This is a genomic window from Streptomyces sp. NPDC038135, assembly GCF_055601245.1.
Window position 1 is genome coordinate 388,045 of record NZ_JBVJXS010000008.1, and the last position, 13,088, is coordinate 401,132.

A 13,088-nucleotide genomic window follows, 5' to 3' on the forward strand; every position below is an offset into this window, starting at 1 on the left:
CACCACGCTTTACGGAATCCTTGCGCGTCCTTTTCCTCGTCGTGGCAGAGGTGGTCGCGTCACCGCTCGCCGGCCAGGTCGGCCTCGGTGCGGGCGAACTCCACGGCCGCCGGGCGTTCCTGGGGCCTGCGCCGCAGGTGGGCGACGGGCGCCGAGGCGGATCGCCACCAGGCGTCGGCGGGGAGCTTCCCGGCGGGTTCGAAGGGCTCGCCGGGCCGGGGCAGGGCGAGCGCCTGGCCGGCCTCCTCGGCGGCCTCCTTGGTCCACTCGCCGGGCTCGGCCCAGGGGTGGGGGGCGAGGTTGAAGGTGCCCCAGTGGATCGGGAGCAGCACGCCGTGCGGGGCGCCGCCCTGGAGGTCGAGGTGGGCGCGCAGGCCTTCCTCGGGAGTCATGTGGATGTCGGGCCAGAACTCGCTGTACGCGCCGAGCTGGACCATCGTCACGTCGAACGGGCCGTGGGCGGCGCCGATCTCCCGGAAGCCGTCGAAGTAGCCGGTGTCACCGCTGTGGTAGACGCGGTGCTCCTCGCCGGCGACGGACCAGGACGCCCACAGGGTGTGCTGGGTGTTGCGCAGACCGCGGCCGCAGAAGTGGCGGGCCGGGGTGGCGGTCAGAGTGAGGCCGCCGACCCGGGTGGACTCGTGCCAGTCGAGTTCGCGCAGCCGGTCCGCCGAGACGCCCCAGTGCTCCAGGTGCGCGCCGACGCCCAGCGGCACGGCGAACACGGTGTCCGTGCCGGCCAGCGCCTTGATCGTGGGCATGTCCAGGTGGTCGTAGTGGTCGTGCGAGACGACCACCACGTCGACCGGGCCGAGCGCGGCCAGCGGCAGCGGCACCGGGTGCAGCCGCCTGGGCCCGGCGAAGGGGAACGGGGAGCAGCGCTCGCCCCAGACGGGGTCGAACAGGACGCGGTGCCCGTCGATCTCCACGAGCACGCTGGAGTGGCCCATCCAGGTCACGCGCAGCCCCGTCGTGGGCGGCTGGGCTAGGTCGGCGTAGGTGGTGGCGTGCACCGGCACGGTGCCGGCCGGGGAGCGCAGGGGCCGGGTGTCCTTGTCCAGGAACACCTTGGCGAGGTCGAGCGTGGAGCCGGAGGGCCGGGTGCGGGCGGTGCCGCCCGGGTTCTGGAAGACGCCGTCCGCGAAGTGCGGGGAACGGCGGATCCGGGCGAGGCGCTCACCGCGCGGCTGCGCGCCGAAGGCCTCGGGCCGCAGCGCGCTGAGCCCGGAGCTCCTGGAACGCCAACCGGTCACGGATACCTCCACTGAAGTCGCTGAGGTCCTCCATTATGGTCGGCCCCTCCGACAGCGCGGCGCCGCCCGCTCCTCCGTCCCGCCCCGCCGGGCGTGCGCGGCGGCCCGCCCGGCGCTTTGACAGCGGCCCGCCCGCTGCGGATACTGACCGGCTGTTCAGTAACCGTCGTCCGGGAGCCCCCATGACCGCCGCCCCCCTCATGTCGCTCGTGTGGACCGACCACGTCACCGGGCGGCGGGGTTTCCTGGTCGTCGACCGGCTGGTGCGGGGCGTGGCCAGCGGCGGGCTGCGGATGCGCGCCGGCTGCACGCTGGAGGAGGTCACCGGGCTCGCGCGCGGCATGACGATGAAGGAGGCCCTGCACTACGACCCGGCGGCCCGCTACGTCCCCCTGGGCGGCGCCAAGGGCGGCATCGACTGCGATCCGCGGGACCCGGCGGCCTACGGGCTGCTCGTGCGCTACCTGCGCGCGATGCGGCCGTACATCGAGAGCTGCTGGACCACCGGCGAGGACCTGGGCCTCAGCCAGGACCTGGTGGACCGGGCCGCCGCCGAGGCGGGTCTGGTCTCCACCGTCCAGGCCGTGTTCCCGCTGCTGGACGACGAGCCGGCGGCCCGCGCGCGGCTCGCGGACGCCTTCGCGGTGCGGGTGGACGGCATCGGCCTGGACGAACTGGCGGGCGGCTGCGGGGTCGCCGAGTCGGTGCTGGCGGCCCTGGACCGGGACTCGGTGCCGTACCGGGGCACCCGGGTGGCCGTGCAGGGGCTGGGCACGATGGGCGGGGCCACGGCGCGGTTCCTCGCACGCGCGGGACTGACGGTGGTGGCGGTGGCCGACGTCAAGGGCACCGTCGCCAACCCGGACGGCCTGGACGTGGAGGCGCTGCTCGCCGCACGGGACGCCTACGGCACGCTCGACCGCTCCGCGCTGCGTCCGGCCGACCGCGAGCTGCCCGGCGACGCCTGGCTGGCGGCGGACGCGGAGGTCCTGGTGCCGGCCGCGGTCTCCTACGCGGTCGACGCCGCCGGGCAGGAGCGGATCACCGCCCGCTGGGTCGTCGAGGCCGCCAACATGCCCGTACTGCCGGAGGCGGAGCGGCTGCTGGCCGCGCGCGGGGTGACGGTGCTGCCGGACGTGGTGGTCAACTCGGCCACCAACGCCTGGTGGTGGTGGACGCTGTTCGGCGACGTCGGCCCGAACGCCGACGAGGCGTTCGCCCACATCCGCCGCTCGATGCGCGCGCTGACCGGGACGGTGCTGGACCGCGCGCGGGCCGACGGGACGACTCCCCGCGCCGCCGCCCACGCCCTGGTGTCGGACCGGCTGCCGGTGATCGCCGGGCGTTACGGCTGGTACCGCTGACCCCGGCGGGTCGCGGCCGTCGGCAGGCGTGGGGCGCTGTCCGGCCGACGGGCTAGTGTGACCGCGTGGCGAGAGTGCGGTTGAGCGTGGCCGAGCGGCGGGAGGAGATGCTGCGGGCCGCCATCGGGCAGATCGAGGCGCGGGGCGTGGCGGCGGTCAGGATCGCCGACGTGGCCTCGGCGCTCGGGGTGAGCAACGCGCTGGTGCTGTACCACTTCTCGACGAAGGAGAAGCTGGTCGCCGCCGCCTTCGCCTACGCGGCCGAGGACGATCTGGCGCGTCTGCGGGCGCTGCTGGCCCGCCGGACCTCCGCGCTGCGCCGGCTGCGCGCCGCCGTGCGCTGGTACGCGCCCACGGGCCAGGCCAAGGGCTGGCGGCTGTGGATCGAGGGCTGGGCGGTGTCGCTGCGCGAGCCGGCCCTGCGGGCGGTCACCCGGGACCTCGACCAGCGGTGGAAGGCGGCGATCGCCGAGGTCATCGTGGAGGGCGTGGCGGCGGGCGAGTTCACCTGCCCCGACCCGGCGGGCACCGCCCTGCGGCTCACCGCCCTGCTCGACGGCCTCGCCGTGCAGCTCACGTCCTACCCGGGCTCGGTGCCACGCGCCCGCGCCCAGGAGTGGGTGAACGACGCCCTGGTCCGGGAACTGGGCCTCTAGCGGGCGGAGTCGACCGGCGCGAGCGCGGCGCCGGCCCGTACGGGAACGCCGGGATCGCCGGTCCGGGACGCGGGCCGGTCCGGCGGGCGCGCGCGGCCGCGCCTCGTACCGCCGGGATCGCGGTACGGGGCGCGGCCGTGCCGTGCGCCGGGGTCAGGCGACCGCCGCGATGCGCATCTTGATGTCGTCCGGCGACAGCGCGCCCTTCGCCGTGACGTGGTCCCCGGAGGACTCGCCGCGCAGCCGGCGGCCGATCCACGGCACCAGGTACTCGCGGGCCCAGTGGACGTCGTCCCGGCGGATCTCCAGGGTGCCCCTGGGCGGGAGCGGCGGCCAGACCTGCTCCGGGTCGGCCGGGATCTCCAGGCCGAGGGCCTGCCCGGCGCGCAGCGCCACGCGCGTGTGCCCCTCGGGCGAGAGGTGCAGGCGGTCGCTGTCCCAGGCCCTGCGGTCCTGGACGGACTTCAGGGACCACAGGTCGAGCACCGGGCAGCCGTACCGGTCGGCGATGGCGCGGACGTGCCCGTTGTAGGTGGCGATCTTGCCGCGCAGGTGCTTGAGCACCGGCACGCCCCGGGTGTCGAAGCCGGTCGTCACCATCACCGTGCCCGCGGCGGCCGCGAGGGCGGCGATGGCCCGCTCGAAGCGCTCGGCCACCTCGTCGGGGTCGGTGCCGGGCCGGATGATGTCGTTGCCGCCCGCGCAGAAGGAGACGAGGTCGGGGGCGAGTTGGACGGCCTTCGGGAGCTGGTGCTCGACGATCTGGTCGAGCAGTTTCCCGCGGACCGCGAGGTTGGTGTACTGGAAGTCGCCCTCGGGCCGCCGGTCGGCGAGCAGGACCGCGAAGCGGTCGGCCCAGCCCACGAACGCCCCGTCGGGCCCGGGGTCGCCGACGCCCTCGGTGAAGCTGTCCCCCACCGCCACGTACGACCCGATCACTGCACTGTTGTCACTCTTCGAATCGTCTGCCACGTCGGACCATGATTCACCTTCGGATGTGACCTACGCGACCGTAGGCAGGGGTTGACGATCGGTGAGATGAGACACCCTTAAAGAGTTTGCCAACCCAGGAATACGGCGGGTACGGGGCCGGTCCGGACGTACCGAAGGCCGGACCCGGGGATCGGGGGTCCGGCCTTCGGAGGCTGTCCGGCAGGTGGCCGCCGGGAGCGTGTCGCTGAGCGCGGGTGGCTCAGAGGGCGACGCCGTGCGAGCGGAGGTAGCCGACGGGGTCCACGTCCGAGCCGTAGTCCGGCGTGGTGCGGATCTCGAAGTGCAGGTGCGGGCCGGTCACGTTGCCGGTAGCGCCGGACAGGCCGATCTGCCGGCCCGGGGTCACCGTCTGGCCGGCCGACACCGAGAGCTGCGAGAGGTGGGCGTACTGGGCGTAGTAGCCGTCGTTCAGCTTGATGACGACCTGGTTGCCGTACGCGCCGCCCCAGCCGGCGGAGACGACGGTGCCCGCGCCGACGGCCTTGAGGGAGGTGCCGGTGGGGACGACGAAGTCGACGCCGGTGTGGTAGCCGCTGGACCACATGCTGCCGGCGACGTGGTAGGCGGTGCCGACGGTGGGGACGGCGACCGGGAGGGTGTAGCCGGTGGCGGGGGCGGCTTCGGCGGCCTTGGTGACCTGGGCCACCGGAGACGCCTGGAGGACGGGGGCGGCCGGGGCGGTCTTCGCCGGGGACTCGGCCCGGGCGCCCGAAGGCTGCGCGGACCGCGCGGGGGCGGGGGCCTCGGTGCGGGTCGGGGCGGCGGCCTTCTTGCCGAGCGACAGCTTCAGACCGGGGTGGATCAGCGCCGGGTTCTCGCCGACGGCCTGCCGGTTGTCGGCGTAGAGCCGGTGCCAGCCACCGCTCACATGCTGCTCGCCGGCGATCCCGGCCAGGCAGTCGCCGGGCTTCACCGTGTAGGTGCGCACGCCGGGTGCCTGCTGGGTGGCCGCCGCGGCCTTTCCGGCCGCCGTCTTCCCGGCGGACTGCACGGTCTTTCCGGGGGTGGACTGAGCGGTGGCGGCGTGCGCTCCGGTGGCGCCCAGCAGGGGCAGGGCCAGTGCGGCGCCGCCGGTTCCGGCGGCGGCGATGGAGCGGGTGAAACGCCGAGACTTGGGACGGCGGTGCTTACCCTTCGCGGGCATGACGCATTCCTCTCCGGCGCCTGCGGGGTGAGCTGTCGGGTTCGGGCTGGAGCTGCCCGGCCGCGCGGTGCGCGGCTTCACCCCGAGCCTGTCGCGGAGACCGGGACAGGCGAGTCGTACCTGGTGGGTCCCCCGCTCCTGCCGTGCACGGGTCATGTGTGCGGGACTCCGGGCGGCGGCAGGATTCGGCGTTCCGTCCGGATTGGTGGCGAACGTAAGCGAGCGGGACGCGCGGAAACAAGCGGCCGATTCCCGGCGTTCACGCCCCAGAAGATCCAAAAGGGAAATTCGCGGTCACCGTGCGTGAATTCCCGTCCGCTCCGCCGATCGAATTCCCGGTTTCCGTTTAGGAATTAGGTGAACATGACGAACAGCGGACGGTCACGGTTATGACGCTCCTCACGCACCGCTCCCCAGCAGCCCTTACTCCGGGCCGAGTTGCGACGAAGGCGTCAATTCGGGCAGAGGAATCATATGCGGCGCAGTCGGACTACTACCGCATCCAGGTCACCGCGCAGTCCGGTCGGCAGTCCATGGTGCAGCAGCACCGCACCGCGGTGCACTTCGCCCGTTTCGCGGCATTCGTACGATGCCGTGGGGTCGAGTCCGCGCAGCCGTACGCGCGGCACCGGCTCCCCGTAGCTCTGCGCCTGGAGGCACGCCAGGACCACCGTCTCGTCCCCGAGCACGTACTGGACGGCGCTCAGGCCGCCCGTCGGGGGCCGCAGCCGGTACAGCTCGCCGCGCTGGACGAGCGGCCTGATCTCCTTGTAGAGGGCCACCCACTCCCGGGCCTCGGCCAGCTCCTCCTCGGACCACGCGGTGAGGTCGCCGCCTATCCCGAGGACGCCCGCCATGGCGCTGACGAAACGGAAGCGCAGGGAGCTGGTCCTGCCGTTGAGCTGGTTGTTCGGGCTGTCGGTGACCCAGGCGGCCATCACGCGCGCGGGATGGATCTGACTGAAGCCGTGCTGGATGGCGAGCCGGTCCAGCGGGTCGGTGTTGTCGGAGGTCCACACCTGGTCGGTGCGGCTCAGCACACCGAGGTCGATCCGGCCGCCGCCGCCCGAGCAGGACTCGAAGGCGACGTGGGGGTGGGCGGCGCGCAGCCGGTCCAGCAGGGCGTACAGCGCGCGGACGTGGTCGACCCACAGACGCTGCGGATACGGCTCGCCCGGCCAGCCGGCGTCGGTGAAGCAGCGGTTGAAGTCCCACTTCACGTAGTCGATCGGCGCGCCGGACAGCAGGGCGTCCAGACGCTCCCACAGGTACTCCTGGACGTCCTCGCGGGCGAGGTTGAGGACGAGCTGGTTGCGCAGTTCCGTCCGCCTGCGGCCCCGCTGGTGCTGCACCCAGTCGGGGTGGGCGCGGTACAGGTCGCTGTCCGGGTTGACCATCTCGGGCTCGACCCAGACGCCGAACCGCATGCCGAGGCCGTGCACCTGGTCGGCCAGGGGCTTGAGGCCGTGCGGGAACCGGTCGGGGTTGGGGGTCCAGTCGCCGAGTCCGGCCCGGTCGCTGGTGCGGGCGCCGAACCAGCCGTCGTCGACGACGAACAGTTCGACGCCGATGCCGGCCGCCCGCCGGGCGAGCGCGGCCTGCTGCTCCTCGGAGATGTCGAAGAACGTCGCCTCCCAGGAGTTGAACAGCACCGGCCGGTCCCGGTCGGCGTCCGGGATCACGTGCGCGCGCTGGTAGGCGTGCCAGGTCCGGCTGGCCCCGCCGAAGCCGCCGTCGCTCCACAGGCCCGCGAAGACGGGGGTGGTGTACGACTCCCCCGGTTCCAGGAGCAGCAGGCCGGAGTCGTCGTGGCCGGCCCCGCCGGTGATCTGCACGCGTGCGTCGGGGAGTTGGGCGACGGCGATCCGCCAGGAGCCGGACCAGCCGAGCGCGCAGCCGTAGACCTCCCCGCGTTCCTCGGTGGCGTCGGTGTCGAGGGCGACCCAGGGCAGGTGCTGGTGGCCGGTGTGGCCGCGGCGGCTGCCGACGACCTTCTCGCCGTGGGTGAGCGGAGCGCGGGTGAGCAGGGACTCGGCGGCCCAGCGGCCGTTGAGCTGGGACAGCCGCCAGCCGTCGCGGTCGGGCAGGGTCCAGGCGGCGGCGTCGGCGCGCAGCAGTTCCACCCGCGTCTGCCCGCCGTTGTCGAGGGTGACCCGGCGCTCCACCACGTCGCCGCGCATCCGGTAGTGCAGGGTGACCGCCAGTCCGTCGTCGTCGAAGCGCAGCCGCAGCTCCGCGCCGTCTCCCGCCTCGTCCCGCTCGCACTCGTACGACACGAAGCGCCATTCGGTGCCGCGCCGCTCGCCGGTGCGGACGCTGAGCGCGGGGCGGACGAAGCGGGGGCCGCCCTCGACGGGGTACTCCTCGCGGCCGTCGAGCGGGGACTCGAAGGGCCGGTAGCCGGGCAGCGGGCTCAGGGCCAGGGCCTCGGCGTCGGGGAGCGTGATGCGGGGCCCCCAGTGGAGGTGGATCAGCTCGTGCGCCTCGGTCAGGTGCAGGGCATAGCTGCTGGTGGGCCCCGACAGGAGCCAGGTGCGTCCGTTCTCGGCGATGTCCACCATCGAGACCTCACAGGTGTCAACAGATCCGCTCAGGTGCGCACATCATCGGGGCCCGTGCGCGCCCCTGGCAACGCCTGTGGACAACTCGTTGCCCGAGGTGATCGATGTCGTATCGTCGTCGGAGCGCCCGCCGGCGAGCCGAGCCGACGGGTTCCGACCGGGAGGAGCCCCCGTGACGCAGCAGGTCCCGTCGACCGAGCCGGAGCTGGCCGGAGTGCGCAATTTCCGTGACGTGGGCGGACTGCCGACCGAGGACGGCCGGCGGGTGCGGCAGGGGGTCCTGTTCCGCAGCGGTCACCTCGCGCACGCGACGGAGGAGGACGCGGCGTTCCTCGCCTCCCTGGGCCTGCACACGGTGTTCGACTTCCGCAACGCGGCCGACCAGAAGCTGGAGGGCCCGGACGTCGCCCTCCCGGGCGTGCGGAACGTGAACCTGCCGCTGAGCGACCCGGCGGACGGCGCCGAGTTCTGGAAGATGGTCCGGGACGGCGACCTCGACCAGCTGCGCGACATCCTCGCGGACGGCAGGGCCGCCGCCCGGATGGTCGCCTCCTACCGGACGATCGTCACCGAGCGCACCGCCGAGCACTCCCGGGTGCTGCACTCGCTCGCCGAGGACAGCGTCCCCGCGCTGATGCACTGCGCCGCGGGCAAGGACCGGGCGGGCATCTCCATAGCGGTGACCCTGCTCGCGGTGGGCGTGGAGCGCGACGCGGTCGTCGCCGACTACCTCGAGTCCAACGCCAAGCACCGCCGCTACAAGGTGCGACGCAACGGCAGCCCCGACTCCGCGTACACCCCCGAGGTGATGGAGCTGCTCAGCCCGCTCTTCGACGCGCGCGCGGAGTATCTGCATGCGGCGTTCGGGAGCATCGAGGAGACCTGGGGCGGCTTCGACGCGTACTTCGAGCAGGGGCTCGCACTCACCTCGGCCACCCGTGAGCGGCTGCGGGAGCGCCTGCTCGACTGACGTCCGTCAGCTCTTGGCGCCCACCGCGAACAGCAGGTAGAGGAACGCGGCGAACAGGTGGCCCACGGCGATGTAGATGATCAGCCGGATCCACAGGGAGCGGGGGAACTTGGTCTCGTAGTCGCTCATGGCAGCTCTCCGGTCAGCGGGCCCAGGCACAGTGCGGCCGTGGGGCTCTGCAGCAGGGTGTGGACGAACAGCAGTTCCACGCCGTCCTGGTCCTCGGCGGCCAGGCGGTGCGGGGTGAGGGAGTCGAAGTGCGCGCTGTCGCCGGGGCCGAGCAGATGCGCGGTGTCCCCGAGGCGCAGCCGCAGCCGCCCCTTGAGCACGTGCAGCCATTCCTCGCCGGGATGGACGCGCACGATGTCGCCCTGCGCGCCGTACGGCACCCGGACGCGCAGCGCCTGCATGCCCCGGCCGGACGCGCCGGCCTGGAAGTAGGTCCAGCCGCCCGCCCGGGTGGGCTCCATGTCGGCGGCGCGCACGATGGCGTCCCGGTCGGCGACCCGCTCGCCCAGCAGTTCGGAGACGGTCGTACCGTAGGTACGGGCGAGCGCGAGCAGCATCGGCAGCGACGGCTGGCGCCCGCCGGTCTCCAGCCGGGAGAGGTGGGCGGGCGAGAGCCCGGCGGTGCGGGCCGCCGCCTCCAGGGTGAGGCCGGCGCGCCGGCGCAGGTCCCGGAGCTGCGGCGCCACGGCGGGCAGCAGGTCGTCGCCCTCGCCCGCCGGTGGCGAGGCTTCTGAGGCGTTCATGCCTCCATTGAGCCCCAGGTTTGCCTCTGCGGCAAATTTCTTGCCTCAGAGACAAACCCGTCCTCCGGCCGGCTCTACCGGTTGCCCACCGCCTGCTTGATCAGCGTCTTCCCGAAGTCCCACATCAGTCCGCCGCCGTTGTGCGCATCGTCCATGACGGCGGTGAAGGCGGCGACGAACCGGTCCACGTCGGCCTCGTCGATGATCAGCGGCGGGATGAGCTTGATCACCTCCAGGTGGTCGCCGGACACCTGCGTGAGGATGTGGTGGCGCTGCAGCAGCGGGACGACGACCATCTGCGCGAACAGGCCCTTGCGGGCGGCCTGCAGCATGGTCCAGCGGCCGCGCAGCTTCAGCGAGGAGGGCCGCCCGAACTCGATGCCGATCATCAGGCCCCGGCCGCGCACGTCCGCGAGCAGCTCGTACCGGTCGATCAGCGCGGTGAGCCGCGACTTCAGCAGCTCGCCGGTGGTCCGCACCCCGGCCACGATCTGCTCGTTCTCCATGACCGACAGCACGGCGAGCCCGGCGGCCATGGCCTGGGCGTTGGAGCCGAAGCTGGCCGAGTGGACCAGCACGCGGTCCATGGACGAGTAGACCTTCTTGAAGATCCACTCCTTGCCCAGGGTGGCGCCGACCGGCACGTAGCCGCCGGACAGCGCCTTGGCCACGCACACCAGGTCCGGCTCCACGCCCTCCTCGTGCTGGTAGGCGTAGAAGTCGCCGGTGCGGCCGAGGCCGGTCTGCACCTCGTCGGCGATCAGCAGCGCCTTGTGCCGGTGCAGCAGGTCCTGGGCGGCGCGCAGATAGCCGGGCGGCGCCTCGTGCACCCCCTTGCCCTGGACGGGCTCGACGATCAGGGCGGCCACGTCGCCCTTCTTCAGCTCCCTGGCGAGGGCGTCGAGGTCGCCGAGGGGTACGGCGGTGTCGGGGAGCAGCGGGGCGAACCCGTCGCGGAAGCCGTCCTCGCCGTTGACCGACAGGGAGCCGGTCGTCAGGCCGTGGAAGGCGTGGTCGCAGTACAGCACCCTCGGCCTGCCGGTGGCGTACCGGGCGAACTTCAGGGCGGTCTCCACCGCCTCCGTGCCGCTGTTGCCGAAGAACACCCGGTCCAGGTGCGGGCTGTGGGCGAGCAGCCGCTCCGCGAGCAGACCCGGCAGCGGCTGGCAGTCGAAGCGGGTGAGGTCGGCGAGGCCGAGGTCCAGGACCTCGTGCAGCGCCTTGCGGACGACCGGGTGGTGGCGGCCGAGGCCCATCACCCCGAAGCCGGCGAGCATGTCCAGGTAGTCGGTGCCGTTCGCGTCGAAGAAGTGGGCGCCTTCGGCCCGTTCGTAGACCCGGTCGAAGCCGATGGTGTGCAGCATGCGCGGGAGCTGCGGGTTGAGGTGCTTGGCGTGCAGCTCGTAGCGTTCGGCTCCGCGCTCGGCGAGGAGGGCGCCGAGGTCGAACTCCGTGCTCATTCACTCTCCTTGGCTGTGCCGTCGACGGCCTTCACGGCCCTGACGGCCAGGCTCGCGCTGATCCGCCCGGCGATCTCGACGGGGGTGAGGCCGATGTCGGCCAGTACCTCGCCGCGCTTGGCGTGCGCGAGGAACTGGTCCGGGATGCCGAACCGGCGTACCGGCACGTCCACGTCCGCGTCGCCGAGGGCGAGGGCCACGGCCGAACCGACGCCGCCAGCACGGCTGTTGTCCTCCACGACGGCGACCAGGCGGTGTCCGGCGGCCAGGTCCGGCAGGGCGGGGTCGACGGGCTTGACCCAGCGGGGGTCCACCACCGTGCAGCCGATGCCCCGGGCCGCGAGCAGCTCGGCGGCCTGGAGGCACACCGGCGCCATCACGCCGACGGCCACCAGCAGCACCTCGGGGTGTTCGCCGCGGTGCAGGACGTCCATCCCGCCCACCCGGCCGACCGCCGGGATGTCAGGGCCGGCCGACTCCTTGGGGAAGCGCACCAGGGTGGGCGCGTCGTCCACGGCGACGGCCTCCCGCAGCTGGGCGCGCAGTTGCCCGGCGTCGCGCGGGGCCGCGATCCGCAGCCCGGGCACGACCTGGAGGACGGACATGTCCCACATGCCGTTGTGGGACGCCCCGTCCACCCCGGTGACGCCGGCCCGGTCCAGCACGAAGGTGACCCCGCAGCGGTGCAGGGCGACGTCCATCAGCAACTGGTCGAAGGCGCGGTTGAGGAAGGTGGCGTAGACGGCGACGACCGGGTGGAGTCCGCCGGTCGCGAGCCCGGCGGCCGAGACCGCCGCGTGCTGCTCGGCGATGCCGACGTCCCACACCCGGTCGGGGAACCGCTCGGCGAAGCGGCCGAGGCCCACCGGGTGCAGCATGGCCGCGGTGATCGCGACGACGTCCGCGCGCTCCTCGCCGATCCGGACGATCTCGTCGCCGAACACCGAGGTCCAGGAGGGGCCGCCGGCCGGCGCGAGGGGCTCGCAGGTGAGCGGGTCCATCACGCCGACGGTGTGGAAGCGGTCCTCCTCGTGGGCGAGGGCGGGTTCGTAGCCGCGGCCCTTCTCCGTGAGGCAGTGGACCACGACGGGCCCGTGGAAGCGTTTCGCGCGGCGCAGCGCGGACTCGACGGCCCCGATGTCGTGCCCGTCGATCGGGCCGACGTACTTCAGCCCCAGGTCCTCGAACATCCCCTGCGGGGCGAAGGCGTCCTTGAAGCCCTTCTTCGCGCCGTGCAGGGACTCGTAGATCGTGCCGCCCACCACCGGGGTGCGCAGCAGCACCTCCTTGCCCCAGGCGAGGGCCTTCTCGTACCCGTCGGTGGTGCGCAGGGTGGCCAGGTGGTTGGCGAGGCCGCCGATGGTCGGGGCGTAGGAGCGCTCGTTGTCGTTGACGACGATGATCAGCGGCCGGTCCCTGGCGGCCGCGATGTTGTTCAGCGCCTCCCAGGCCATCCCGCCGGTCAGCGCGCCGTCGCCGATGACCGCGACGACGTGCCTCTCCTCCCCCAGTACCTGGTTGGCCTTGGCGAGGCCGTCCGCCCAGCCGAGCGCGGTGGAGGCGTGGCTGTTCTCGATGACGTCGTGCTCGGACTCCTCCCGGGAGGGGTAGCCGGACAGGCCGCCCTTGCCGCGCAGTTTGGAGAAGTCCTGACGTCCCGTCAGGAGTTTGTGCACATAGCTCTGGTGTCCGGTGTCCCACAAGATGCGGTCGACCGGCGACTCGAAGACCCGGTGGAGCGCGATGGACAGTTCCACCACGCCCAGGTTGGGTCCGAGGTGACCGCCGGTTCTCGACACCGCGTGCACCAGGAACTCGCGTATCTCGTCGGACAGTTCGCCGAGTTCCGCCTCGGACAGCGCCTTCAGGTCGCGTGGTTGCCGGATGGTCTCCAGGATCGTCACGCTGGGCCCCCTCTCGGTCCGTGCCGTGCCT

General features: G+C 73.0%; 11 protein-coding genes and 1 riboswitch. Of the genes, 3 read left to right on the forward strand and 8 right to left on the reverse strand.

The window, feature by feature from the left end:
* Window positions 1–59: 59 nt before the first annotated feature.
* Entirely contained in the window at window positions 60–1,253 is a 1,194-nt protein-coding gene (locus tag ACZ7JA_RS24605) for an MBL fold metallo-hydrolase (RefSeq protein ID WP_351668323.1), read from the reverse strand.
* A 182-nt stretch (window positions 1,254–1,435) separates the two neighbouring features.
* On the opposite strand from ACZ7JA_RS24605, the gene ACZ7JA_RS24610 reads away from it, so the two are divergent.
* Both ACZ7JA_RS24610 and ACZ7JA_RS24615 read left to right on the forward strand, forming a co-directional pair.
* Window positions 1,436–2,617: a glutamate dehydrogenase gene (locus tag ACZ7JA_RS24610; RefSeq protein ID WP_470810455.1), complete on the forward strand. Its 1,182-nt coding sequence runs from the start codon at window positions 1,436–1,438 to the stop codon at window positions 2,615–2,617.
* Between the two features lie 65 nt (window positions 2,618–2,682).
* Window positions 2,683–3,273 carry a TetR/AcrR family transcriptional regulator gene (locus ACZ7JA_RS24615; protein WP_351668319.1) on the forward strand — a complete coding sequence of 197 codons (591 nt, stop codon included), beginning with the start codon at window positions 2,683–2,685 and terminating at the stop codon, window positions 3,271–3,273.
* 153 nt (window positions 3,274–3,426) lie between these two features.
* Here ACZ7JA_RS24615 and ACZ7JA_RS24620 read toward each other — a convergent pair whose 3' ends face one another.
* The 3 genes from ACZ7JA_RS24620 to ACZ7JA_RS24630 form a co-directional block, all read right to left on the reverse strand.
* Window positions 3,427–4,212 (reverse strand): SGNH/GDSL hydrolase family protein, encoded by a 786-nt coding sequence (locus ACZ7JA_RS24620; RefSeq protein ID WP_351668416.1) that lies wholly within the window; start codon window positions 4,210–4,212, stop codon window positions 3,427–3,429.
* A gap of 253 nt (window positions 4,213–4,465) precedes the next feature.
* Window positions 4,466–5,410: a M23 family metallopeptidase gene (locus ACZ7JA_RS24625; protein ID WP_389453094.1), complete on the reverse strand. Its 945-nt coding sequence runs from the start codon at window positions 5,408–5,410 to the stop codon at window positions 4,466–4,468.
* 4 nt (window positions 5,411–5,414) lie between these two features.
* A riboswitch (cyclic di-AMP (ydaO/yuaA leader) is annotated at window positions 5,415–5,574 on the reverse strand.
* 306 nt (window positions 5,575–5,880) lie between these two features.
* Window positions 5,881–7,971 carry an alpha-galactosidase gene (locus ACZ7JA_RS24630; protein WP_470810457.1) on the reverse strand — a complete coding sequence of 697 codons (2,091 nt, stop codon included), beginning with the start codon at window positions 7,969–7,971 and terminating at the stop codon, window positions 5,881–5,883.
* A gap of 172 nt (window positions 7,972–8,143) precedes the next feature.
* Here ACZ7JA_RS24630 and ACZ7JA_RS24635 point away from each other — a divergent pair, with 172 nt between their 5' ends.
* Window positions 8,144–8,941 (forward strand): tyrosine-protein phosphatase, encoded by a 798-nt coding sequence (locus tag ACZ7JA_RS24635; protein ID WP_450750231.1) that lies wholly within the window; start codon window positions 8,144–8,146, stop codon window positions 8,939–8,941.
* Window positions 8,942–8,947: 6 nt separating this feature from the next.
* Here the strand turns inward: ACZ7JA_RS24635 and ACZ7JA_RS24640 are convergent, their stop codons facing one another.
* From ACZ7JA_RS24640 to dxs, 4 genes are all read right to left on the reverse strand, one after another.
* Window positions 8,948–9,070 carry a DUF6126 family protein gene (locus tag ACZ7JA_RS24640; RefSeq protein WP_351668311.1) on the reverse strand — a complete coding sequence of 41 codons (123 nt, stop codon included), beginning with the start codon at window positions 9,068–9,070 and terminating at the stop codon, window positions 8,948–8,950.
* Window positions 9,067–9,693, reverse strand: a complete 627-nt coding sequence (locus ACZ7JA_RS24645; protein ID WP_351668309.1) for a helix-turn-helix domain-containing protein — start codon at window positions 9,691–9,693, stop codon at window positions 9,067–9,069. The genes ACZ7JA_RS24640 and ACZ7JA_RS24645 overlap by 4 nt, the downstream gene beginning before the upstream one ends.
* Window positions 9,694–9,767: 74 nt before the next feature.
* Complete coding sequence (locus tag ACZ7JA_RS24650) at window positions 9,768–11,153, reverse strand: aspartate aminotransferase family protein (RefSeq protein ID WP_470810460.1); 1,386 nt, start codon at window positions 11,151–11,153, stop codon at window positions 9,768–9,770.
* Window positions 11,150–13,057, reverse strand: a complete 1,908-nt coding sequence (dxs, locus tag ACZ7JA_RS24655; protein WP_470810462.1) for a 1-deoxy-D-xylulose-5-phosphate synthase — start codon at window positions 13,055–13,057, stop codon at window positions 11,150–11,152. Before dxs ends, ACZ7JA_RS24650 begins: the two co-directional genes overlap by 4 nt.
* Between the last annotated feature and the right edge of the window lie 31 nt (window positions 13,058–13,088).

Bases quoted from the DNA above. Each gene is read 5' to 3' on its own strand.
- ACZ7JA_RS24610 (WP_470810455.1), top strand. From the start codon at position 1,436: ATGACCGCCGCCCCCCTCATGTCGCTCGTGTGGACCGACCACGTCACC.
- ACZ7JA_RS24625 (WP_389453094.1), bottom strand. From the start codon at position 5,410: ATGCCCGCGAAGGGTAAGCACCGCCGTCCCAAGTCTCGGCGTTTCACC.
- ACZ7JA_RS24630 (WP_470810457.1), bottom strand. From the start codon at position 7,971: ATGGTGGACATCGCCGAGAACGGACGCACCTGGCTCCTGTCGGGGCCC.
- ACZ7JA_RS24640 (WP_351668311.1), bottom strand. From the start codon at position 9,070: ATGAGCGACTACGAGACCAAGTTCCCCCGCTCCCTGTGGATCCGGCTG.
- ACZ7JA_RS24645 (WP_351668309.1), bottom strand. From the start codon at position 9,693: ATGAACGCCTCAGAAGCCTCGCCACCGGCGGGCGAGGGCGACGACCTG.
- ACZ7JA_RS24650 (WP_470810460.1), bottom strand. From the start codon at position 11,153: ATGAGCACGGAGTTCGACCTCGGCGCCCTCCTCGCCGAGCGCGGAGCC.